Genomic DNA, 24,499 nt, shown 5'->3' on the forward strand with positions numbered 1-24,499 from the left:
ATGGGAGGGTAGTTGCCATAAGAATATTGAGGGAATAAGGCCTTCAAAAAAAATAGTGAGGACGTTTGTTTGCTATACAAAAATTCTTGTTTTCAGTATTAAATACTATGAAATATCCATAAATAAGTAATTATTTGTCAAATTAACAAAGTTAAAAACTTAATAGATACATTGAGTTATCAAGGAAAATTAATTAAAAAAACTATTTACAAATAGGGAGGAAGTTATGAGAATATATATATATTATGCTATTATCCTTATAATAATTTTAGTATCAGGTCTTATTTATGGAATTTTAATTTACAAAAATAAAGTTTTCCCCTATAAATACATAAAATCAATAAATGATTATTTAATTGAAAAGATAACTCCATATGGACCTTGGTCCATTGGAATTTATGAAGGTTCGAGTCCCTTTAACTTAAATGATAGTGAAAATATCAACAATCCAGTTTTAACGGGTAAAAATATTACTTCTCTCGATGCTAGTTTTGTTGCAGATCCCTTTATAGTAGTCAAAAATAAAAAATATACTATGTTTTTTGAAGTATTGAATAAGGCGACTAATCAGGGAGATATAGGTTATGCGGAAAGTAGCGATGGCCTTCAGTGGGAGTTTAAAAAAATTATAATAACTGAACCATTTCACCAATCGTATCCATATATTTTTCATTGGGATAATGACGATTATCTTATTCCAGAAAGTGGTGCGGATCTGTCAGTAAGACTGTATAGGGCAGTATCTTTTCCCGATAAATGGGAATATATCGGAAACCTGCTATCTGGACATAATTATGTAGATCCTTCAATATTTCAACATGAGGACAAGTGGTGGCTGTTTGCGTCTTCAGGTAACGATGTCTTAAATCTCTATTATTCAGAAGAACTGTTAAAAGGTTGGAAACCCCATCCTCAGAATCCTATAATCAAGTTTAATAAAAATATCGCAAGACCTGCCGGTAGGGTTTTCACCTATAACGAACAACTTTACAGACTAGCACAGGATGCTAATCCCAGCTACGGCACTCAAGTTTTTGCTTTTGAAATAACTGAACTAACTGAAAATTCATATAAAGAAAAAATAGCCTCAAAGACACCCATAGTAACAAAGAAAGGTAAAGGATGGAATGCTGCAGGAATGCATCACGTTGATTTGCATAAATCAGGAGATAGGTGGATAGCAGCAGTCGACGGACGAAGCGAATAGAACCATAAGAATTTGTTTAGGGGGGTTACTATAGACTTAATTGATGCTTGGAATGGACTGCCAGAAGATCATGAATATAAAGAAAACTTAACAGAGAGTGTTATAAATTTGCAAAATTTACGCTTGGATTCCAGCAAAAAAATGGAGGTTGGATCTGGAGTATAACAGAAGAGAAACATCATTTGACACTTCAACTACAGCAGTACTTGGATGGTTTTTAATAAATGGCTCAAAAATAGAAGGGATATCAAAAGAATGTGAGGAAGCTTCAGAAAAAGCAATAGATTACCTGATGAAAGCAACCCAAAGAAATGGAGTTATAGACTTTTCACAAGGGGATACAAAAGATATAGGAGTGTATTCGATGTTGTTTTATGTATTACCGTTTACTCAGAGTTTTGCTATGAGATTAGTTAGTTACTATTTAAGTAGCTATAAAAAATAGCAACTATATTTTATAAATTAAATTTAATTAAAAAAATGAGTTGATATTAGAAGTATTAAATATTGTTTTTGTACCTAAATATCCAATATTTATTTTTATTTAGTTAATGATACTTTGTGTAATTAGTTCAGAATTAATAGATTGAATGGGCGGATTTTGGAAAAATTAAAGAACAGATAAAAAAATTAAAATAATTTTAGAGATAGTGGAATCGGCCTTTCCTAATCTGTAAAGGAGCAAAAAAAATGAAGATTTTTTTTAAATTATTATCAATATTAATAATGATTAGCATAATCTACTTTTCCAGTCAGCCAATAGATATCTCTTTAAAGCAGTCTCAATTCGTTCGTGATTTAATAGGAATAAACTTTCAATCTATGGGAATAGACTTTAGAAAATTAGCTCATCTTGGTATATATATGTTCCTTGGGTTTAGTGTGGTATTATCTTTTTCTATAGTAGATAGAAAAACTCTTCTTCTGGTATTTTTAGGAATATTTATATTTGCTTGTATCGATGAACTACACCAGACCTTTATCCCGGGAAGAGGTGGACAGTTTTCAGATGTGCTTATAGATTGTGCTGGTGGGATAATTGGAATGATTTTTGGGAGAAAACTACAAATTAAATCCCACAAAGATAGTTGATGAGTCATAAAAAAAAAGGAAATCCATCTGGATTTCCTTTTTAAGTTTTACTTATTTATTTTCATCTTTCATTGCTATTTTCAGGCAGACAGCGAACCCACCCCAAAGCAGGATCATGCTGCAAACAGCAACAATGATAGCACTAGTACTCATATAAATACCTCCTAATTATTGTTCGATGATATTTTGTTATTCTAATTCTAACTCAAGTTCGTTGCTCATAGGTTCATCATATATTTTGTCTTCAAATTCTTGAGAACCTTTTTTCTTTGTCAGAATAAACGCTCCAACTGTCATAATCATCATAACTCCCAGACCATAAACTCCCAATGCAGTTAAAGAATAACCTCCATACGGGCTGGTAATCTCACCTTTTATCTTAAGTAGTAACATAATAACTAAAATAAATGAAGTTCCTTTAATTGCCCAAACCCACCATTTTCCAACTGTGAAATCAGATAATTCGTTGACATAAATTCTAACGCTCTCAAGATTGAAGACCCAGCCTAAGATAACTAATTCTAAGATACCTGCAATAACTATTCCATATTGGTTGGTAGCATAGTCTACGATATCCAATACATATAATCCGCCATTAGTGGCAACTAATAGTGATAAGGTACCGGAAGCAAGTGTAAATCTATTTAAAGCTTGTACTCTGGTTAATTTAAATTTATCAGAGATAGCGGCTACTACTGCTTCCATGATAGACATAGATGACGATAACCCTGCAAAGATAAGCGTAGAAAAGAATACTCCGCCAATTAATCCATTCATTCCTGGTAACTGATTGATGGCTTCCGGGAATACGATAAATGCTAATCCTACACCGGCAGTGGAAACTTCAGCTACACTGACACCCTGGGTATGAGCCATAAACCCTAAGATAGAGAATACCCCGATACCGGAGATCAGACTGAAACTACAGTTTCCTAAACCAGTCATGAAGGCATTGTTAATAATATCCGATTTTCTAGGCAGGTAACTTGCATAAGCAATAATTATAGAAAAACAAATACTAAGTGAGTAAAAGATCTGTCCGTATGCAGCCAACCATACTTTCGGGTCGGTTAATTTAGAAAAATCAGGGGTAAAGAAATAATCCAGACCAGCCATAGCACCAGGAAGGGTAACTCCTCTAACAACGATAACTAATAATGCAACAACTAAAAGCGGCATAAAGACCTTGTTTGCTTTTTCCAATCCATTTTTTACACCTAATCTGATAATAGTATAATTGATCCCCCATACTAATATTAATGGCGCTGCGACTTTAAGGTTTAATCCACCTAGATTCATAGGAGAATCGGTTAATTGTAAATAGTCACCGAATAAAAATGCCTTTGTATCTGTACCCCATGCACCTGTAAAAGCGAAGAAAAGGTAACTGAATGACCAGCCGATAATAACCACATAATATGTAGCTATAAAGAATGAAATAAATGTTTGAAACCATCCTAGAGCTTCATATTTTCTGTTTAACTTTGCAAAAACTCCAGGAACACTGGAACGGATCTTATGTCCCATGGCAAATTCTAAAATTAATATCGGGATACCTGCTGTAAATAGTGCAACTAGGTAAGGGATTAAAAACGCTCCTCCACCATTACTTGCAGCCACATATGGAAATCTCCAAATATTTCCTAATCCAATTGCCGAACCTATAGCGGCAAGAACAAACCCTGAACGAGAACCCCATTGGCCTCTACTTTCTTCCTTACTCATAAACATCACATCCTTAATTTTTTTAATAGTAAAGTAAATTTTTACTAAATTATCGTTATATTATATACTATTTTTTTAATAAGTCAATACTATTTTTTAGATACGACCATAAAATTGGTAGAAACATATAATTTTATTGGTATTAATATATATTAGTTTTTATAGGAAGAACATTTTTTTATTAAGTGGATACTAAAAAAATGATCTATACTTAAAAACTAATTGTGATGAAAGAAAGTGAAGTTTGTTGAGGAAAAAATCAAAAAACCTGTAAAGTTGGACACTAGGGTCTGATTTACAGGTTTTAATTTATTTTGATTATTTTTTACTTACTTTTCTTTATTTTCATCTTTCATTGCTATTCTCAGGCAAACAGCGAACCCGCCCCAAAGCAGGATCATGCTGCAGACAGCAACAATGATAGCACTAGTTCTCATATAAACCCCTCCTAATTATTTTATTAATCTTCATGTTCAAGGTGGTTACCGAGAGGATCGTGATATATATTATTTTCGAATTCCTTAGAACCTTTTTTCTTTGTCATGATAAATGACCCGACTATAATGGCGGTCATAACACCTAAACCGTAAACTCCCAGTGCAATCCAAGAATAACCTTCATATGGGCTGATGATTTCACCTTTAATCTTAAGTATCAAGATAATAATTAGAATAAATGAAGTCCCTTTGATTGCCCAAATCCACCATTTTCCAACTCTGAAATCGGATATTTCGTTGACGTAAGTTTTAACACTCTCAAGGTGGAAGAACCAGCCTAAGATGATTAACTCTAATATACCGGCAATAACTATTCCATATTGATTGGTAGCGTAGTCTACTATATCCAACACATATAAACCACCGTTAGTTGCAAACAATAATGATAAAAGCCCGGAAGTGAGTGTGAACCTGTTTAAAGCCTGAACCCTGGTCAGATTAAATTTATCCGAGATGGCTGCTACAACCGCTTCCATAATAGACATAGATGACGATAATCCGGCAAAAATAAGTGTAGAAAAGAAAATTCCCCCAATTAATCCATTCATCCCCGGTAATTGGTTGATAGCTTCCGGGAATACGATAAATGCTAACCCTACACCGGCAGTGGAAACTTCGGCTACACTGACACCCTGGGTGTGAGCCATAAATCCTAAGATAGAGAATACCCCGATACCGGAGATCAGACTGAAACTGCAGTTCCCTAACCCGGTCATAAAAGCATTGTTGACAATATCTGATTTCTTAGGGAGGTAACTTGCATAGGCAAACATGATAGCAAAACAAATACTAAGGGAGAAAAAGATCTGTCCGTATGCAGCCAACCATACTTTCGGATCGGTTAATTTAGAAAAATCAGGAGTGAAGAAATAATCCAGACCAGCCATAGCACCAGGAAGGGTAACTCCTCTGATTACAATGACTAATAATGCGACGATTAAAAGAGGCATAAAGACCTCATTTGCTTTTTCCAATCCATTTTTTACACCTAATCTAAGAACAGTATAGTTGATTCCCCATACTAACAGTAGTGGAGCTGCAACTTTAAGATTCAGTCCCCCTAAACTTGCACCTAAGTTACCAAGAGTACTAGGGGCATCTCCTAATTTCAAATACTCTCCGAATAAAAATGCCTTTGGATCTGTACCCCATGCTCCTGTAAAGGAGAAGAAGAGGTAACTAAATGACCAGGCGATAATAATAACATAGTATGTGGCTATAAAAAATGAAATAAGTGTTTGAAACCATCCGATAACTTCAAATTTTCTATTCAATTTTGCAAATACTCCAGGAGCACTGGAACGGATCTTGTGTCCCATGGCAAATTCTAAGACCAGTAATGGAATACCTGCTGTAAAAAGTGCAATTAGATAAGGGATTAAAAACGCTCCTCCACCATTACTTGCAGCTACATATGGAAATCTCCAGATATTACCTAATCCTATGGCAGAACCTATGGCTGCCAGGATAAATCCTGTACGGGATCCCCATTCACCTCTGTTTTCTTCCTTACTCATAAATATCACATCCTTAATTTTTTTAATCCAAGGATTTTTCTATGGATTTTTTTTCTTACACTTAGTTATACAGTGCAGGTTAAGAAATTCCTTTTGAGGAGAGAAAAAAATGCGAGATAGTTTAGTAAATAATTTTTTTAAAATTCTAAACTCTATTAATCTTTATTTCAAGTATAGAAAAAACCTGTAAACTTTGACACTAGGGTCTAATTTACAGGTTACAGTTTATTCTTATTTAGTCTTATTTATTTTCATCTTTCATTGCTATTCTTAGGCAGACAGCAAATCCGCCCCAAAGAAGGGTCATGCTGCAAACAGCAACGATAATAGCTCCAGTACTCATATAAATACCTCCTAATTATTATTTAAATAATGTTTTTATTAGTCTAAATCTAACTCAAGCTCATTTTTCATAGGTTCGGTGTATATTTTGTCCTCAAATTCCTGAGATCCTTTTTTCTTTGCCATAATGAATGATCCAACTGTGATGATGATCATAGATCCTAAACCATAAACTCCCAGTGCAGTCCAAGAATAACCTTCATATGGAGCAGCAATCTCACCTTTTATCTTAAGTGCCAAGATAACAACTAGAAGGACAGAAGTTCCTTTGATTGCCCAAATCCACCATTTTCCAACTCTGAAATCAGATAGTTCGTTGACATAAGTTCTAACACTTTCAAGGTTGAAGAACCACCCTAAGATGACTAATTCTAAGATACCGGCAATAACTATTCCATATTGATTGGTAGCATAGTCTACGATATCCAGTACATATAATCCGCCATTAGTTGCAACCAATAGTGATAAGATTCCAGAAGTAAGTGCGAATCTGTTTAGTGCCTGTACTCTGGTTAACTTAAATTTATCAGAGATAGCAGCTACTACCGCTTCCATGATAGACATAGATGACGACAATCCTGCAAAGATAAGTGTAATAAAGAAAACTCCGCCGATCAACCCATTCATCCCCGGTAATTGGTTGATAGCTTCCGGGAATACAATAAATGCCAATCCTACACCGGCAGTTGAAACTTCAGCTACACTGACACCCTGGGTGTGAGCCATAAATCCTAAGATAGAGAATACCCCGATACCGGAGATTAAACTGAAACTACAGTTTCCTAACCCAGTCATAAAGGCATTGTTGACAATATCTGATTTCTTAGGCAGGTAACTTGCGTAAGCGTACATGATAGCAAAACAAATACTAAGGGAGAAAAAGATCTGCCCGTATGCAGCCAACCATACTTTCGGGTCGGTTAATTTAGAAAAATCAGGGGTAAAGAAATAATCTAATCCAGCCATAGCACCAGGAAGGGTAACTCCTCTGACTACGATAACTAATAACGCAATAATTAAAAGGGGCATAAAGATCTTATTTGCTTTTTCCAATCCATTTTTTACACCCATTCTAAGAACACCATAGTTGATTCCCCATACTAACAGCAGTGGAACTGCAACTTTAAGATTTAGTCCCCCTAAACTTGCACCTAGGTTACCAAGAGTACTAGGAGCATCTCCTAATTTTAAATAGTCTCCAAACAGGAATGCCTTTGGATCTGTACCCCATGCACCTGTGAAAGCGAAGAATAAATAACTAAATGACCAGGCTATAATAACAACATAATATGTAGTTATAAAAAATGCGATAAGTGTTTGAAACCATCCGATAGCTTCATATTTTTTGTTCAATTTTGCAAATACTCCGGGAGCACTGGAACGGATCTTGTGTCCCATGGCAAATTCTAAGATCAATAATGGTATACCTGCTGTAAATAGTGCAACCAGGTAAGGGATTAAAAATGCTCCTCCACCATTACTTGCAGCTACATATGGAAATCTCCAGATATTACCTAACCCGATGGCAGAACCTATAGCGGCGAGGATAAATCCTGAACGGGATCCCCACTGGCCTCTGTTTTCTTCCTTACTCATAAATATCACATCCTTAATTTTTTTTTAATAGAATAAACTTTAATGAAAATTATCATTATATTATATACTATTTTTTTGATATGTCAATACTAAATTTTGAATACGTCCATAGATTTGGTAAAGACATACAACTTTATTAGTATAAGTATAGACCATTTTTTTGATAAGTCAATACTAAAAAACTAATTCATTTTTTCACATAGTGCAAAAAAAATGGAAAAAGTCCCTTTTAAGTACATAGTATTAAAAGAATTAAAAAGTAATAAAGAAAGAATAAAAAATAAATTAAAATGAAAAAAAATAAAGAATTTTGTTTGTGTTCCGCCGAATTTCTCCTAGAAAAAAGAAGATACCTTGCTATTTTAAGGTATTTATGTTAGAATCTAGGAAAGAATTAAATAAATAATAAAGGAGGGGGAGAGCTGAGAAGTTCTCTCCCTATTTTTTACAGAAGAGAGGTGAAAAATATGGCAAAAAAAGTGGATGAAAAACTATTGGATAGAGTAGAAAAATTACTTGTTCCAGTATTAGAACCCATAGAATTAGAACTGGTAGATATGGAATATATTCAGGATGGAGCTTATTGGTTTTTAAGGATATACCTTGAAAAAATTGGTGGTGAAATTACCTTAGATGAATGTGCTAAGGTGAGCAATAGTATCTCAGAAGATGTAGATAAGATGATAGAGGATAAATTTTTCTTAGAGGTGTCTTCACCAGGTTTAGAGAGACCGTTAAAAAAAGAGAAGGACTTTGTAAGGTTTGCTGGGGAAAAAATCAAAGTTATATTAAAACATAAAGTTGAAGATTCGAGAAACTGGACTGGGAAATTAGAAAAATGTGAGGAATCTGTGGTTTATTTGAATACTGAGGAAAAAACTTTAGAAATTCCTTTTGAGGAGATAAAAAAAGCCAATATAGTTTTTGAATTTAAAGACAATTAGAGATAAGTAGGAGGTCAAAAGTGACGAAAAAAGATTTTAAAATTTTCTTAGAAGCTTTAGATGAGTTAGAAAAAGAAAAAGGAATTAGTAAGGAAGAATTAATAGAGACAATAGAGCAGGCTATCCTTGCAGCATATAAGAAAAATTATGGTGAATACGATAATTTATCAGTAAGAATAGACGAAAAGAAAGCAAAAATAATTATTTTTGTTCCAAAGACAGTGGTAACAAATGTTGAAGATGACGAGTTAGAGATAGAATTATCTGAAGCTCAACTGATACCAGGAAAGAAAAGAGCAAAGATCGGTGATGTAGTAGAGATTGAAGAAAACTGTGAAGAGTTCAAGAGAAATGCTATCCAAAATGGAAAGCAAATTGTTATTCAAAAAGTAAGGGAAGCAGAAAGACAGCATCTATATGATAACTTTAAAGAAAATGAGCACGAGATGTTAAATGGTATCATTAGAAGGATAGATGAAAGAAGAAATATCCATATTGAATTTGATATGAAGGAAGCTGTGTTAGCTATACAGGAGCAATCACCTGCTGATCTATATAGAGTTGGAGACAGACTTAAGGTATATGTATCTGAAGTTGAAAAAACAAATAAATATCCTAAGATAATAATCACTAGAAAGCATGACGACTTCTTGAGAAAATTATTTGAACTGGAAGTTCCTGAAATTGAAGAGGGAATAATAGAGTTGAAATCAGTAGTAAGGGAAGCCGGATCGAGAGCGAAAGTAGCTGTATACTCTGATAATACAGATATAGATACTGTAGGAGCTTGTATCGGTCAAAGAGGTCTTAGAATAAAGAATATAGTAAATGAGCTTAATGGTGAAAAAATAGATATCATCGAGTGGAAAGCGGATAAAAAAGAATTTGTTAAGGCGGCTCTTAGCCCGGCTAAGGTAGAATCTGTAGAAATATTAGACGACGATGAAACAGCTAGAGTAATAGTAGAAAAAAGTCAGTTGTCTCTTGCAATCGGTAAAGCAGGTCAAAATGCAAGATTAGCAGCTAAATTGACAGGGATGAGAGTAGACATTAAAACCCTTGAAGATGTAATGGCAGCTAAAGAGGAAGCAAAATTGTCTGAGGAGCTTTCTTTAGAAGAAACAGTTGAGGGAGAAAATGAATAGTACTCCTACTAGAACTTGTCTTGTATGCAGGGAAAAAAAAGATAAATCTGAACTTTTCAGAATTGTAGAGATAGACGGTCAGTATATGTTTGATGAAAATCAAACAATGCAGGCAAGGGGTACATATGTATGTAAAACCCATGAGTGCATAAAGAGACTATCTAAAAATAAAAAAATAAACCTGTCCAATGAAGACCTGTATAAAATGGCAATAACAGTAAAAAAAGCTCAAAAAGATTACTTGAGTTTGTTGGAAACTATGAAACGTTCTGAATTTTTAAGTTTTGGGATCAACATGGTTACAGAAGATATAAAAAGAATACATTTTTTAATAATTGCTGAAGATATCAGTGAAAAAAATGATAAAAGAATTATGAGATTAGCACGAGAGAATAATATAAAATACATTCATTACGGATCAAAGGTGCAGTTAGGTGCCATCTTTGATAAACCTGAGGTAAATCTGATAGGTATAAAAAGTAAGAAGGTAGCTCGTGGTATGACCGAATAGATACTAGGAGGTATATATGAAAATAAGAGTACATGAATTAGCGAAAAAATATAATAAATCAAATAAAGAGTTCTTAGATACGTTACATGAATTAGGGTTAGAGGTGAGTTCACACCTTTCCGGTCTTACAGATGAGCAGGTAACTCTGGTTACAGATCATTTTGAAGGTGAAAATGCCGAGGGATCAAAAGATAAAAAGAAGAAAAAAAAGAAAGGAACTAAGGTAAAAGAAAAGAAAGAAAAAGTTGTTAAAGAGAAGAAAGAAAAGAAGAAAAAAGGTAAGAGAACCGAATTTACTATGAATAAAACAGAAGAAGTAGAAAATGAAGTTATCGAAGAAGATGGAATGAAACTAATAAAGATCAGAGGGGAGATTACATTGGGTAACTTCGCTGAGAAATTAGGAGTAAATGCTTCTGAACTTATCAAAAAGTTATTCTTAAAGGGTCAGATGTTGACTATCAACAGTGTTATAGATATGACATTGGCTGAAGAATTAGCTGACGATTATGATGCTATGGTAGAGCAGGAAGAAGTAGAAGAAATGGCATTTGGAGAAAAATTCAACTTAGAGTCAGAAGATAAAGAGTCTGACCTTATAGAGAGAGCTCCGATTATCACTATCATGGGACATGTTGACCATGGAAAGACTTCATTACTGGATGCTATCAGAGAAGCTAATGTAGCAGATGGAGAAGCTGGTGGGATCACTCAAAAGATCGGTGCTTACCAAATAGTAAAAGATGGAAAGAAAATATCTTTCGTAGATACTCCAGGACATGAGGCCTTCACAGAAATGAGAGCTAGAGGAGCACAGGTTACTGACATAGCTATATTAGTAGTAGCAGCAGATGACGGTGTAATGCCGCAAACTGTAGAAGCGATAGCCCATGCAAAATCAGCTGATGTACCTATTATAATAGCAGTAAATAAGATAGATAAAGAGGGAGCAGATCCATCTAGAGTTAAAAACGAACTTATGGAACATGGATTAGTACCGGTTGAGTGGGGTGGAGATGTAGAATTTATCGAAATTTCTGCTAAATTCGGACAAAACTTAGAAGGAATCTTAGATACTATCTTAATCACGGCAGAGATGTTAGAATTAAAAGGTAATCCAAAGAAAAGAGCAAAAGGTGTAGTTATGGAATCTAGATTGGATCCAAAAGTAGGACCAATTGCCGACGTTTTAGTACAAGAGGGAACTCTTAAAATTGGAGATATCATAGTAGCTGGAGAATCTTATGGTAAAGTAAGAGCATTACTTAACGATAAAGGTGAAAAAACAGAAGCTGCTTCACTATCTCAACCAGCTGAAGTTATAGGATTCAACACAGTTCCAGAAGCTGGAGATGTAATGTATGTAGTTCAAAATGAACAGCATGCTAGAAGAATCGTAGAAGAAGTTGAAAAAGACAGAAAATTAAATGATCAAAACAAGAAAAAGCATATCTCTTTAGAAGTTTTATCCCAGCATATGGATGATATTAACTTAAAAGAATTAAACCTTATCATAAGAGCTGACTCAAAAGGTTCTGTACAAGCCCTGAAGGAATCATTAAACAAATTATCTACATCAGAAGTAGCAGTAAACGTTATCCAAGCTACATCTGGAGCAATATCTGAAGGAGATATTAGACTGGCAGAAGCATCAGATGCAATCATCCTTGGATTTAACGTAAGACCTACTACAAAAGCCATGAGAGATGCAGATAAAGCTGGTGTAGAGATCAGAACTTCTAGTATCATCTATCAAATTGTAGAAGATATCGAGCAAGCTTTATCAGGAATGTTAGATCCTGAATATAAAGAAGTTTACTTAGGAAGAATCGAGATTAAAAAAGTATTTAAAGTATCTAAAATTGGAAATATAGCTGGTTGTTATGTTGAAGATGGAAAGATCTATGCTGATTCAAAAATCAGAATTCTTAGAAACGGTGTAATGGTATACGATGGGGAATTAGCTTCATTAAAGAGATATCAAGATGATGCTAAAGAAGTTATCGTAGGTCAGGAATGTGGATTAAATATCAAGAACTTTAATGATATTAAAGAGGGCGATATAGTAGAAGCATACAGAATCGACGAAATCCAAAGAACACTAAAAGATGTGAAATAATTATGAGAAAACAAAGATTATTAGGAATCGAAAAACAAATGACAAGAATAATATCCAATGCTTTATTTATGGAAGTAAAAAATCCAAAAATCCAAGGGATGGTATCGGTAACTAAGATAGAGGTAACGCAGGATCTTAGATATGCAGATGCATATTTTAGTGTACTATCTGTTGGAGATAATCAAGTGGATGAAGTTATGGTGTTGGAAGGATTAAATGAGATCAGAAAATACTTAAGAAAAAGAGTAGCTGAAGAAACTAACCTTAGATATGTACCGGAAATCAGAGTGTTTTTAGATGATACAGTGGCTAGAGCGATAAAAATATCTAACTTAATTGATAAAGTTAACAATTAGGAGGATATGGTATGTATTGGGAATATAATACATATGATGAGTCCCAGGTGAAAGACAAAGTTGAGAAGCATAATTTATCCACAGAAGTGGTAAAACTCCTCCTATCACGGGGGATTGATTCCGATGACGATATCCAGAAATTTTTAAATGCAGGTGTAGAAGATCTAGAAGATCCATTTGATTTTGAGAGGATGGAGGAGGTCGTAGAAAAGGTAATCAGGGCTAAAGATGGTAAAAGTAAGGTATTTATCTATGGCGATTATGATGTAGATGGTATAACGGCCTCTGTTTATCTGACTATTGTCTTTAATCTTATCGGGGTAGAAACCTCGTATTATATTCCAAATCGTATGGATGAAGGGTATGGTCTGAATAGGCAGGCAATAGATTATGTCAATGAAAGAAGTGGAAAGGTAATTATAACGGTAGATACAGGAATTAATTCAGTAGAAGATTTTGAATATGCAAAATCTTTGGGTATCGACGTTATAATAACCGATCATCATAAAATAATAAAAGATAAAAAAGAAAAACTTTTAGTAATTAATCCTAAATTGAGTAAAAATTACAGATTTAAATATTTATCTGGTGCCGGAGTAGCTTTTAAGGTAGCCTGTGCTGTGTATAAAAAATTAGGTGCCGATCCAAAACATCTATATGAACATCTGGATATAGTGATGATAGGAACTATAGCAGATGTCATGCCTTTAACCGATGAAAACAGGGTTATAGTAAAAAATGGATTGGTAGCTTTAAAAGAGACTAAGATAAAGGGACTTAAATCCCTCCTCAGATATCTAAAGCTGTCACCTAAGGATATCAGTACAACAGATATTAGTTTTTTTGTATCGCCGTTATTAAATGCCTTGGGAAGGATTGGGAAATCAAGAACAGGGGCAGATTTCTTTTTAGAAGGAAATGATCACGAACTTTATTCTATTATAGAGGATATGAAAAAATCCAACAATAAAAGACGTATTCTGGAAAGAAAAATTTTTAATGAGATTAATGATGAGGTGGAAAAAATAGAGGATAAAAATAGTTTGAAATATCTATTTTTTAAATCCCATGATTGGCACCCGGGTGTTATTGGGGTGGTAGCCAGCAGACTTTCTATCAGGTATAATATTCCGGTTATCCTTATCTCATTGCAAAATAATTTTGGGAAGGCATCCTGCCGGAGTGTAGCAGGAATAAATATATTTAATATATTAAATAATATATCCGATACCTTGATTAGATTTGGAGGGCATGATTTAGCTGCTGGATTTATAGTGGCTAAAGACCAACTAGAAGTAGTTGAAAGAGCTATTGCCAAAGGTATCGGTGAGTCTACAAAAAAATATAAGAAAGACATCATAAAGATAGATTATAATTATCCGTTGGAGATGGTCGATGATAACTTTATAGGTGAACTTTCCAAAATTGCACCCTTTGGATCGGCTAATCCCTATCCATTGTTTGTAGATAAAGATCTCAAATTTATCAGGGTGAAAAAATTCGGAGTTGAAGATAAACATTTTAAAACTTTTTTAGAAAAAAATGGAAAACTTTATTCTGCTGTGGGGTTCAATTTGGCCCATAAGATAGATGAGGATAATTATATGAATGAAACCTTTGAAATAGCATATTACCCAGAAAAAATATGTTATAATAACAATAAAATTATTCAGATTAAGATAAAAGACATAAAAATAATAAGTTAGGGGTAATTCATGAATTACCCTTACAAAGAATTACCCGTAGGAATCAATAAGTGCCTAGAGCATTTAAATATATATAATCATATACAAGGAGGAACAAAGAACATGAATTATGAAGTAAAAAAATTAGATAACTCAGTAGTTGAAATCACATTAAAGGTAGAAGGTGCAGAAGTATCAACTGCTAAAAAAGACGCTGTAAAAAAAATAGCTAAGGATGCTGAAATTCCAGGATTCAGAAAGGGACATGCACCAGCATCAGCTATCGAATCTCATTATGAAGGTGTAATCAAAGAAGAGATCACAGACGCTATCTTAAAAGGACACTATGAAGCTATCTTAAAAGACGGGCAAATTAATCCTGTAGATTACATAAAGACAACTAAAGTAGACTTAAATGGAGATAAATTTGCTGTTACATTTATGGTAGATGTATTCCCTGAGATCAAATTAGGAGAATATAAAGGTTTAGAAGCTGCAAAGGAAACATTCGAAATGAATGACGAAATTGTAAACAAAGAGATCGAAATGATGGTATCAGCTAAGTCTAACTTAGAAGATGCTGCTGAAGGTCATAAAGCTGAAATGGGAGATACTGTAGATCTTGCATTTGAAGGATTTGTTGATGGTGTAGCTTTCGAAGGCGGGAAGTCTGAATCACACATGTTAAAATTAGGAACTAAATCTTTCATAGATACATTTGAAGAGCAATTAGTAGGATACGAAAAAGATCAAGAGGGAGAAATAGTAGTAACTTTCCCAACTGAATACAATGCAGAACACTTAGCTGGAAAGGAAGCAACTTTCAAAGTTAAGATAAACGCAATAAAAGTAACTGTTACTCCTGAATTAAACGACGAATTCGCAGTGGAAGCAGGATTTGAATCTGTAGAAGATTTAAAAGCTAAGAAAACTGAAGAGATCAAAAACAGAGAAGAAGCTAGAGTAGAGGGAGAATACAGACAAACTTTATTAAACCAAGTTTTAGCTAACACTGAAATGACTTTACCTTTATCTATGGTAGCTAGAGAGATCAAAGGAAGAATTTCTGAGATGGAAAACCAATTAAAATCTCAAGGAATGAACTTAGAGATGTACTTACAAATGTCAGGATCTACAATGGAGCAGTTAACTGAGCAAGTTAGACCTATGGCAATTGAAAAGATCAAATTAGACCTTATCTTAGATGAGATCGCAAAGATCGAAAAGATTGAATTAACTGATGAAGAATTAGAAACTAAATTAGCTGAAGTTGCTTCTATGTACAAGATGGATGCTGACAAGTTAAAGGAAGAATTAACTAAGGCAAACAACTTAGAGAACTTCACAATGAACTTAAGAGTAGATGCTACTATGCAAAAAACTGTTGAATTCATTCAAGCACAAGCTAAATAATTAAATTAAGTGTATAGATTTTTGGGACAAATTTTATTTGTCCCTTAAGCTATATATATAGACCCTCATCTTTTTTGGGGTTTTAAAAAAAATTAGATTATTAGAAAAATAATTAATGAAATTGATTATTTTTCTAATAAATAAAATTTGGAGGTAAAAATTTATGTATAATCCAACAGTTATTGAAAATAACGGAAAAGGTGAAAGAGCCTACGATATATATTCAAGATTATTAAAGGATAGAATAATCTTTTTAGGAACAGAGATAAACGACCTGGTGGCTAACTCAATAGTAGCACAACTATTATTTTTAGAGGCAGATGCCCCGGAAAAAGATATAATCATGTATATTAACAGCCCGGGAGGGGTAATAACTTCGGGAATGGCAATATACGATACTATGAAATATATCAAACCTGATGTACAAACTGTGTGTATAGGTCAGGCTGCATCTATGGGAGCACTGTTATTAACAGCAGGGGCAAAGGGGAAAAGATTTGCTCTGCCAAATGCCAGAGTAATGATCCACCAGCCCTTGGGAGGAGCCCAGGGTCAGGCTACAGATATACAGATCCAGGCTAAAGAGATCCAGAGAATGAAAGAATTAACATCTAAAATAATATCTGAAACAACTGGAAAAACTATAGAGCAGGTAAAAAAAGATACTGAAAGAGATAACTTTATGACAGCTGAGGAAGCTATGGAATATGGATTGATCGACAGAGTATTCGTGGAAGGTGAGAGATAAGATGAAAAGAGAAATACAAAAATGTTCATTTTGTGGGAAATCAGAGAATGAAGTAGCAAGATTAATAACTGGTCCAGAGGCAAATATATGTGATGAGTGTATAGAAGCTTGCGGGATGCTTATAGAAGATATGCAGGTAGAGATGGGAGAAGCTGTAGAAGATAATAGTTTTCATGAAATTAATCTTATGACTCCTAAAGAGATAAAGGCAAAATTAGATGACTATGTAATAGGCCAGGAAGCGGCTAAAAAAGTATTGGCAGTATCGGTATATAATCACTATAAAAGGATCAGGCATAAGGGAAAAACTGGAGATGTGGAATTACAGAAATCAAATGTACTGCTTATCGGTCCTACAGGAACAGGTAAAACACTTTTAGCTGAAACTCTGGCTAGAACCCTCCACGTGCCATTTGCCATAGCAGATGCAACAACCCTTACAGAAGCAGGATATGTAGGAGATGACGTAGAAAATGTACTGGTAAGGTTATTACAGGCAGCAGACTATGATGTTGAAGCAGCAGAAAGAGGAATAATCTATATAGATGAGCTGGATAAGGTGGCTAGAAAATCAGAAAATATGTCTATAACTCGGGATGTATCGGGAGAGGGAGTACAGCAGGCACTCCTTAAAATAGTAGAGGGAACTGAAGCACAGGTACCTCCTCAAGGTGGAAGAAAGCATCCAAATCAAGAGCTGGTAAAGATAAACACAAAGAATATCCTATTTATTGTAGGAGGAGCTTTTGAAGGATTAGATAAGGTAATCAAATCCAGATCCAATAAAAAGGTTATGGGATTCGGAGCCACTGTAATAAATGAAAAAAATGAATCTGAGGGAGAAGCTTTCATGAGAGTTTTACCGGAAGATCTGGTAAGACAAGGAATAATTCCTGAACTTATAGGAAGATTCCCGGTAATAACTACTTTGGCTAACTTAGATGAAGAGGCCTTAATGAAGATCCTGACTGAACCTAAAAATGCATTGGTAAAACAATATAAAAAATTCTTTGAATTAGAAAATGTAGAATTAGAATTTGAAGAAAGTGCACTGAAAAAAATGGCAGAGTTGGCACTTAAAAGAAAGATAGGAGCCAGAGGACTCCGTGCACTTATGGAAAGTGCAATGTTAGATCTAATGTATGAGATCCCATCTAACCCAGCTGTGGAAAAAGTAAGAATTACAGAAGAATCTGTAACAGATAATACTAAAGCAACAATAATAGAAAAAACAAAAAAACTAAAAAAATAGTTGAAAATTAATTCAATGGTCAATTATAAATTTGGCTAAAAGCTGTTTTAGGAGGCAAAAGATGACAAAGATGACAAAGATTACATTTATACCTACTAGAGATTTAGTGGTCTTTCCTGGAGCTATAATGCCCCTTTATATAGGAAGAGAAAAAAGTGTTAATACATTAGAAAAATCACTGTCAGAGGACAGTAAATTAATTTTATGTATGCAGAAAGATTTTTTAGTGGAAGAACCTAATTATACCGATGATATACATAAGGTAGGGGTAGAAGCTACTATCCTGCAGACAGTAAAGATGCCAAATAATACTGTGAAAGTATTAGTCGAAGCTTCTCATAGAATTATTTTAGATAATGTAGAGGAAAGCGATGGAATAATTTATGCAGAATCTACAGCTGTTGAGGCAGAGGAACTGGAAGAAACTATAGGAGAAGCTGTAGTTAGAAGGGTATTAAAATCATTTGAAAGATATGCTAAATTAAGCGGGAAGATCCTGCCAGACCTGCTGGTAAGTATAAAGTCTATGAAGGATATAGACAAAAAATTTGACCTGATAAGCGGAAATTTAAATATTTCATCTGAAGAAAAACAAAAACTTTTAGAGATATTTAATTTAGAAAAAAGAGGGTATAAATTAATAGAGATCTTAAAAAAAGAGCTGGAAATCTTAAACTTGGAGAAAAAAATAGAAAATAAGGTAAAAGAAAAGATGAATGCAGCTCAAAGAGCTTATTTCCTGAAGGAAAAATTAAATGCTATAAAGGAAGAATTAGGAGAAGATGAGTCCGATGACGACGATATCTTAGAGTTGAAAAAACTGATAAAAGCTAAGAAACTTCCAAAAGAAGTAAAGAAAAAAGTTGAAAAAGAGATCTCTAAACTATCTAAGATGCCGGCATTTTCAGCTGAAGCCAGTGTTGTGCGAAACTATGTAGAGACGGTATTAGACCTTCCTTGGAATAAGAAAACAAAAGATATATTGGATATAAAAAAAGCTCATGATAAGTTAGAGGAAGATCACTATGGGTTAAAGGAGATAAAAGAAAGGATCCTGGAATATCTGGCAGTTAAGAAATTAAACCCCAATATGAAAGGAACAATCCTTTGTCTGGTAGGACCTCCAGGTGTAGGAAAAACTTCATTGGCTAAATCTGTAGCAGATGCCATGGGGAGAACTTTTGCTAGAATATCTCTAGGTGGAGTAAGGGATGAATCAGAGATCAGGGGACATAGAAGAACATATATTGGTTCTATGCCGGGGAAATTAATAAAAGCCATGAAACAGGCTAAAACTAAGAACCCATTGATCCTATTAGATGAGATAGACAAGATGTCTAATGATGCCAAGGGGGACCCGAGTTCTGCAATGTTAGAGGTACTTGACCCTGAGCAAAACAAGAACTTTGAAGATCACTACCTGGATATGCCATTTGATCTTTCCAATGTATTCTTTATAGCTACAGCCAATGATCTGAGAGGTATACCGGGACCACTTAGAGATAGGATGGAGATTATCGATCTGAGTTCGTATACCGAATTTGAAAAGATGCATATAGCAAAAAAATATCTATTGGATGAAGCTCAAGAGGATAATGGATTATCAGAGATAGATATAAAAATATCTGATGACGCACTCCTTAGAATAATAAATGAGTATACCAGAGAAGCTGGAGTAAGAAACTTAAAGAGAGAGATCCACAGCCTCTATAGAAAATTGGCTAAATTAGTTTTGGAGAAAAATAGAAAAAAAATAACTATCACAGTAAAAAACCTGGAAACTTATATTGGAAAGGTAAAATACAGACCTGACAAGATCAAAGAGAAAAAACCTAAATTAGGTGTAGTCACTGGATTGGCATGGACAAGTGTAGGAGGAACTACATTAGAAGTACAGTCGGTATCTATGAAGGGAAAAGGTAAGATCCTCTTAACCGGTAAATTAGGAGATGTAATGAAGGAATCGGCACATGTGGCTTACTCCTATGTAAGATCGGTTGCTGGTGACTTGGAAATAGACGAAAAATTTAATGAAACTACAGATGTACATCTTCATTTCCCAGAAGGAGCTGTACCAAAAGACGGTCCATCAGCAGGTGTGACTATTACTACAGCTTTAATCTCAGTACTGACAAAGAGGAAGATAAGGCAGGATATAGCCATGACTGGAGAGATTACCATCACTGGAGAAGTATTAGCAGTGGGAGGAATCAAGGAAAAGGTAATCGGAGCACATAGAATTGGAATCCACGAGGTAATATTACCCCTAGACAATGAATCTGATGTAGACGAACTGCCTAAGGAAGTAAAAAAAGATATGACTATTCATTTTGCAAAAACTTATGAAGATGTCAAAAAAATAGCATTTGAAAAATAGGAAGGAGAAATATGAACACAGTATTAGAAAATATAAAAAAACGTAGATCTATTAGAAAATATAAGGAAATGCAGATTGAACAGGAAAAAATAGAAGCCATTATCGAGGCGGGACTTTATGCTCCCAGCGGTCATAATGCCCAGCCATGGCATTTTACTGTTTTACAGAATAAAGAAATAATAGATCAAATAAGTGCAGGTACGAAGGAAGCATTAAAAGATTGTGAAACACCTATATTCAGAAGGATGGCAAGAAATGAAAGTTTTCATATCTTATATGATGCACCTACAGTAATAGTTGTATCAGGTAAAAAAGAGGGAGCTTATTCTATGAAGGCAGACTTAGGTGCTGCTACACAAAATATGCTTTTGGCTGCTGAATCATTGGGAGTTTCAACTTGCTGGATAGGGTTGGTAGTTGAATATTTTAAAGGTGAAGAAAAAGAAAAAAGAAATGAGGAAATGGGAGTTCCTGAGGGATACGAAGTTCAGTATGCTGTAACTTTAGGTTATTCATCATTGGAAGGAAGTCCAAAGCCCCATGCAAGAAAAGAAAATACAGTAAATTATATTAAATAATAAATTTATAGACAATAATTAAAAAAATGGAACACAGAGACCCACAGAGTAAAAAAAGAGATTCACAGAGTTTTTCTCTGTGTATCTCTGTGTCAAAAAAATGATATAAATTTATTATAATATGAAAGTTCAGTTATAACTGATGTAAAATAGAGGAGAATAAAAAATGGAAATAAAAAAATCGGATTTTGTAAAATCGGCAGTATTTGAAGCTGATTATCCAGAACCAATAAATAACTTGGAGTTTGCCTTTGTAGGCAGATCAAATGTGGGGAAATCATCCCTGATAAACAGTTTGACAAACAGAAAAAAAATGGCCAGGACATCAAAAACACCAGGAAGAACCCAACTGATAAACTATTTCATCATAAATGATGAAACGTATTTAGTAGACCTCCCTGGGTATGGATTTGCCAAGGTTCCAAAGGCTGTAAAACAAGCTTGGGGAAACACTATGGAGAGATACTTAGCTTCTAAAAGAAGTAAATTAGTCTTCGTATTGTTAGATATCAGAAGGGTACCAAGTGGAGAAGATCTTGAGATGCTGGAATGGCTGGATTATTATGATGTACCATACAAGATTATCTTTACTAAGGTGGACAAGATGTCTAATAATGAAAAATTTAAGCAGTTGAAGGATATCAGAAAGAAGATAGAATTTAAAAATAGTGATGTATTATTTTATTCTGCGCTATCTCATAAGGGGAGAGAGGAATTAGCTGAATATTTAGATGAAGCTTTAGAAGAATACAAAAACTACACTCCTCCTGTAATAGATCAGGAAGATGAAAATATAGAAGACTAAAAAAAGCTGACCATGGAACATTTTCATGGTTAGCTTTTTTTAATTTGTCAGGTAAGATCTAACTGGATGCAACGTCACGTTGCTTTTTCCTCAGAAATTCCCACTTAGTTTCAGCAGTGAGAATAGCCATGAAGATAGCGGCTCCTCCTACAACCATCTTAAATGTCAGGATCTCACCAAGGAGGATGATGGAAAAAAGCGTTCCAAAGAGTGCCTCTGTAGATAAGATAATAGCAGTTCTGGAAGCAGTAGTATATTTTTGTGCTGTGGTTTGCAGGAAAAAAGCAATCATAGTACTAAAAATCCCCAGATAGATTACAGATAAAACACCGGTAGTTTCGACCTCTGCAGGAAGGGTCTCAAAGAAGAAACCGGATACAAAGGATAGAATAGCAGCTACAGCCATCTGTATGAGTGTAAGGAGGGTAGTGTCTACTTTCTTACTGTAATACCCGGTGAGACTGATATGGCAGGCAAATCCAAGGGCACAGATGAGAGACAGGGTATCTCCAAACCCAAGGGATAAATTACCGTCAAAAGAAAGAAACCCTATACCTAAAAAACACATTACAGCTGCAAGGAGGGACCAGAGATCGGGCTTTATCTTGGTTATCCCCCAAAAGATAAAGGGAACCATGACAACGTTGGTACCTGTTAAAAATGCATTTTTAGAAGCTGTGGTAAACTGCAGTCCCACCGTCTGGGTAGCAAAAGCAAAGAAGAGGAAAAATCCCACAACAGATCCTGCTATAAGGTCTTTTTTTTCAATTTTTTTTATTTTTTTGTAGAAAACAAGACCCATAATAACTGCTGCAATCAGGAATCTGAATGCCATCATATAGAATGGCCCCAGTCCGCTGTCCAGTGCCATCTTAGAAACGGTAAATCCTGATCCCCATATGACAGCTACAATAACAAGGGTAAGGTCTGCTATTATATGTTTTTTATTTTTATTCATTATCTCTTCTCCTTTATCTTTGATTATATCTGTATTGTATCAGAAATATTTTTTTATTTTATATTCACTATCTATATATATACTACATGAGTATATACATTTCCTATACCTTCCTAAGGAAATTATTTTACTTCTAAAGGCCTCTGAACTTTCTCCTTGTTTTCCTCCAATATCGCGATTTTTAAAATAAATGATACAGAACTTCCCCCTAGCCCCCTTCTTTCATAAAGACGGGGGAATGAATAATATTCAGGTATTTATTTTAAATGCGAATAAAGACAGAGGATATAGCTGAAATGAAATAAAATAATTTAAATTCTCCTTCAGACTCCTTCCCTGTTGGCGTTTTCTCTAACTCTAGAGAAAACTATTGCATTTTTTTGAAGCAATTACTTTGGTTTCTCCACCTACTTGGGAAAGTATGATGGATATATTAGTAAATCTATGTATATAAATTAAGACAAAATAAAAAAGACCCAGTAATGATAAGCCTCACGGCTTACCTACTAAATTTTTATATTTTTTCTCTAATACTGCATTTTGCTCTTCTCCCATATCTCTATTCCTCCATATTTTATATATCTTCTCTAAAACATTCTATTTCGCTAGGTAAATTAAAGTTATTATCTTTTGCAATTTCAATAAATGCTCCTTTTTTGTGGGTTTTGTTATAAAATAATGGTTTAAAGTATTTTTTACATCTGTTGCATTCCAGCCTTTATTAAATTCATACCAAAGGTGTCTAATATCTGGTTCTGCAAGATCAAAATGATTTAGCAATTTAGGGTATTTTTTTATTATTTCAAATTTCAAATCCTCTTTATATAATTTTATCCAACTTACAATTTCACTATTTATTATTTCATCATTTTTGGTTAGAACTTTATAAATTATTTCATCGATATCAGAAATAAAATTATTTTCAAATTCTTCAAACATTTTCCCAATGAAATTTTTTGCAGTTCTTCCATCTAGAATTCTTACACATTCATCAATTATCCAGGTATAGTTTTAGAATCATCAAAATGGACCTTAAACTTATTCAATAAATCTTCCACATTTCCATTTACACTCAATTTCTCAAAATTAGATTTAATAAATAACCAAAATGCCTCAATATGAGAATAACTAATTTCGTTTTCTTTAAAATGTGTACAGTCATTTCTTCTATCTTTCCAATAATATAGTTGTGTTTTTAATCCCTCCGACAAGTTAAATATTGGATTTCTACTTCTAATAAGAATTTCAAAAACATTTTTGTCCCAAGTTTCTTCTGAACTTATTTTATGTAATACATCACTTTCCCACCTGTCAACCGGATAATTTTCGGGTCTATTAGAATTTATAATTTTATACCTAACACTTTCCATAAAACCTAAAATAACTCATTAAATATGAAGCACTATAAGCCCCTGTTTTATAACAAACAACACTTTCATTATAAAGTTCTCTCGCATCATTTGATTTTACTACTGTTTCTATATATTTTTTGAACTCTAGTTTCAATTTATTCCCCCTATTTACTTTTCTTCAAGTACAGATTCACTCTGTCTGCTAGTCATTTTATGCTCCTATAATCCTTTATTATCTCTAGTATATTCCTTATTTCTCTCCTTTTCAATGTCTTTTATC

General features: G+C 34.1%; 25 protein-coding genes. 15 read left to right on the top strand and 10 right to left on the bottom strand.

Going from position 1 to position 24,499, the window contains the following annotated elements; all coding sequences use genetic code 11:
- Positions 1-226 precede the first annotated feature (226 nt).
- The 3 genes from DYH56_RS10950 to DYH56_RS10960 all read left to right on the top strand — a co-directional run bounded on the left by DYH56_RS10950 (position 227) and on the right by DYH56_RS10960 (position 2,299).
- Entirely contained in the window at positions 227-1,207 is a 981-nt protein-coding gene (locus tag DYH56_RS10950; protein WP_114642912.1) for a glucosamine inositolphosphorylceramide transferase family protein, read from the top strand.
- Positions 1,208-1,355: 148 nt separating this feature from the next.
- Positions 1,356-1,652: a hypothetical protein gene (locus DYH56_RS10955; RefSeq protein WP_114642913.1), complete on the top strand. Its 297-nt coding sequence runs from the start codon at positions 1,356-1,358 to the stop codon at positions 1,650-1,652.
- A 245-nt stretch (positions 1,653-1,897) separates the two neighbouring features.
- A complete protein-coding gene (locus DYH56_RS10960) occupies positions 1,898-2,299 on the top strand; it encodes a VanZ family protein (RefSeq protein WP_114642914.1) in 402 nt (133 codons plus the stop codon).
- 51 nt (positions 2,300-2,350) lie between these two features.
- Here DYH56_RS10960 and DYH56_RS10965 read toward each other — a convergent pair whose 3' ends face one another.
- The 6 genes from DYH56_RS10965 to DYH56_RS10990 form a co-directional block, all read right to left on the bottom strand.
- A complete protein-coding gene (locus DYH56_RS10965; protein WP_114642915.1) occupies positions 2,351-2,452 on the bottom strand; it encodes a MetS family NSS transporter small subunit in 102 nt (33 codons plus the stop codon).
- Positions 2,453-2,488: 36 nt separating this feature from the next.
- Positions 2,489-4,024: a sodium-dependent transporter gene (locus DYH56_RS10970; RefSeq protein WP_114642916.1), complete on the bottom strand. Its 1,536-nt coding sequence runs from the start codon at positions 4,022-4,024 to the stop codon at positions 2,489-2,491.
- A 329-nt stretch (positions 4,025-4,353) separates the two neighbouring features.
- Positions 4,354-4,461, bottom strand: coding sequence for a MetS family NSS transporter small subunit (locus DYH56_RS10975; RefSeq protein WP_114642917.1), 108 nt, complete (start codon positions 4,459-4,461; stop codon positions 4,354-4,356).
- A 23-nt stretch (positions 4,462-4,484) separates the two neighbouring features.
- Entirely contained in the window at positions 4,485-6,038 is a 1,554-nt protein-coding gene (locus DYH56_RS10980) for a sodium-dependent transporter (RefSeq protein WP_114642918.1), read from the bottom strand.
- 241 nt (positions 6,039-6,279) lie between these two features.
- Positions 6,280-6,381, bottom strand: a complete 102-nt coding sequence (locus DYH56_RS10985; RefSeq protein WP_114642919.1) for a MetS family NSS transporter small subunit — start codon at positions 6,379-6,381, stop codon at positions 6,280-6,282.
- Between the two features lie 38 nt (positions 6,382-6,419).
- Positions 6,420-7,976, bottom strand: coding sequence for a sodium-dependent transporter (locus DYH56_RS10990; RefSeq protein WP_114642920.1), 1,557 nt, complete (start codon positions 7,974-7,976; stop codon positions 6,420-6,422).
- Positions 7,977-8,443: 467 nt separating this feature from the next.
- Here DYH56_RS10990 and rimP point away from each other — a divergent pair, with 467 nt between their 5' ends.
- From rimP to yihA, 12 genes are all read left to right on the top strand, one after another.
- The gene (gene rimP, locus DYH56_RS10995; protein WP_114642921.1) at positions 8,444-8,920 is read left to right on the top strand and encodes a ribosome maturation factor RimP; all 477 of its coding nucleotides are present in this window, start codon (positions 8,444-8,446) and stop codon (positions 8,918-8,920) included.
- 20 nt (positions 8,921-8,940) lie between these two features.
- Positions 8,941-10,065, top strand: coding sequence for a transcription termination factor NusA (gene nusA / locus DYH56_RS11000; protein ID WP_114642922.1), 1,125 nt, complete (start codon positions 8,941-8,943; stop codon positions 10,063-10,065).
- The gene (locus DYH56_RS11005; RefSeq protein WP_114642923.1) at positions 10,058-10,576 is read left to right on the top strand and encodes a DUF448 domain-containing protein; all 519 of its coding nucleotides are present in this window, start codon (positions 10,058-10,060) and stop codon (positions 10,574-10,576) included. The genes nusA and DYH56_RS11005 overlap by 8 nt, the downstream gene beginning before the upstream one ends.
- A gap of 16 nt (positions 10,577-10,592) precedes the next feature.
- Positions 10,593-12,695, top strand: coding sequence for a translation initiation factor IF-2 (infB, locus tag DYH56_RS11010; RefSeq protein WP_114642924.1), 2,103 nt, complete (start codon positions 10,593-10,595; stop codon positions 12,693-12,695).
- A 2-nt stretch (positions 12,696-12,697) separates the two neighbouring features.
- Positions 12,698-13,051: a 30S ribosome-binding factor RbfA gene (gene rbfA, locus DYH56_RS11015; RefSeq protein ID WP_114642925.1), complete on the top strand. Its 354-nt coding sequence runs from the start codon at positions 12,698-12,700 to the stop codon at positions 13,049-13,051.
- Positions 13,052-13,062: 11 nt separating this feature from the next.
- A complete protein-coding gene (gene recJ, locus DYH56_RS11020) occupies positions 13,063-14,757 on the top strand; it encodes a single-stranded-DNA-specific exonuclease RecJ (RefSeq protein ID WP_114642926.1) in 1,695 nt (564 codons plus the stop codon).
- A gap of 102 nt (positions 14,758-14,859) precedes the next feature.
- Complete coding sequence (tig, locus tag DYH56_RS11025; RefSeq protein WP_114642927.1) at positions 14,860-16,149, top strand: trigger factor; 1,290 nt, start codon at positions 14,860-14,862, stop codon at positions 16,147-16,149.
- Positions 16,150-16,312: 163 nt separating this feature from the next.
- The gene (gene clpP, locus DYH56_RS11030; protein WP_114642928.1) at positions 16,313-16,897 is read left to right on the top strand and encodes an ATP-dependent Clp endopeptidase proteolytic subunit ClpP; all 585 of its coding nucleotides are present in this window, start codon (positions 16,313-16,315) and stop codon (positions 16,895-16,897) included.
- Position 16,898: 1 nt separating this feature from the next.
- Positions 16,899-18,149, top strand: a complete 1,251-nt coding sequence (gene clpX, locus DYH56_RS11035) for an ATP-dependent Clp protease ATP-binding subunit ClpX (protein ID WP_114642929.1) — start codon at positions 16,899-16,901, stop codon at positions 18,147-18,149.
- A gap of 70 nt (positions 18,150-18,219) precedes the next feature.
- Positions 18,220-20,526 carry an endopeptidase La gene (gene lon, locus DYH56_RS11040; protein WP_114642979.1) on the top strand — a complete coding sequence of 769 codons (2,307 nt, stop codon included), beginning with the start codon at positions 18,220-18,222 and terminating at the stop codon, positions 20,524-20,526.
- An 11-nt stretch (positions 20,527-20,537) separates the two neighbouring features.
- Positions 20,538-21,104, top strand: coding sequence for a nitroreductase family protein (locus DYH56_RS11045; protein ID WP_114642930.1), 567 nt, complete (start codon positions 20,538-20,540; stop codon positions 21,102-21,104).
- Positions 21,105-21,270: 166 nt separating this feature from the next.
- On the top strand, positions 21,271-21,909 hold the full coding sequence (gene yihA / locus DYH56_RS11050; RefSeq protein ID WP_114642931.1) for a ribosome biogenesis GTP-binding protein YihA/YsxC: 639 nt from the start codon (positions 21,271-21,273) through the stop codon (positions 21,907-21,909).
- Positions 21,910-21,967: 58 nt separating this feature from the next.
- On the opposite strand, the gene DYH56_RS11055 is transcribed toward yihA, so the two are convergent.
- The 4 genes from DYH56_RS11055 to DYH56_RS16005 all read right to left on the bottom strand — a co-directional run bounded on the left by DYH56_RS11055 (position 21,968) and on the right by DYH56_RS16005 (position 24,373).
- Positions 21,968-22,867: a DMT family transporter gene (locus tag DYH56_RS11055; RefSeq protein ID WP_114642932.1), complete on the bottom strand. Its 900-nt coding sequence runs from the start codon at positions 22,865-22,867 to the stop codon at positions 21,968-21,970.
- Positions 22,868-23,464: 597 nt separating this feature from the next.
- Positions 23,465-23,806, bottom strand: a complete 342-nt coding sequence (locus tag DYH56_RS11060) for a hypothetical protein (protein WP_114642933.1) — start codon at positions 23,804-23,806, stop codon at positions 23,465-23,467.
- A gap of 56 nt (positions 23,807-23,862) precedes the next feature.
- On the bottom strand, positions 23,863-24,237 hold the full coding sequence (locus DYH56_RS11065; protein ID WP_114642934.1) for a hypothetical protein: 375 nt from the start codon (positions 24,235-24,237) through the stop codon (positions 23,863-23,865).
- The gene (locus DYH56_RS16005) at positions 24,224-24,373 is read right to left on the bottom strand and encodes a hypothetical protein (protein ID WP_158539130.1); all 150 of its coding nucleotides are present in this window, start codon (positions 24,371-24,373) and stop codon (positions 24,224-24,226) included. The genes DYH56_RS11065 and DYH56_RS16005 overlap by 14 nt, the downstream gene beginning before the upstream one ends.
- Between the last annotated feature and the right edge of the window lie 126 nt (positions 24,374-24,499).

Source organism: Psychrilyobacter piezotolerans, from assembly GCF_003391055.1.
Taxonomy (GTDB): domain Bacteria; phylum Fusobacteriota; class Fusobacteriia; order Fusobacteriales; family Fusobacteriaceae; genus Psychrilyobacter; species Psychrilyobacter piezotolerans.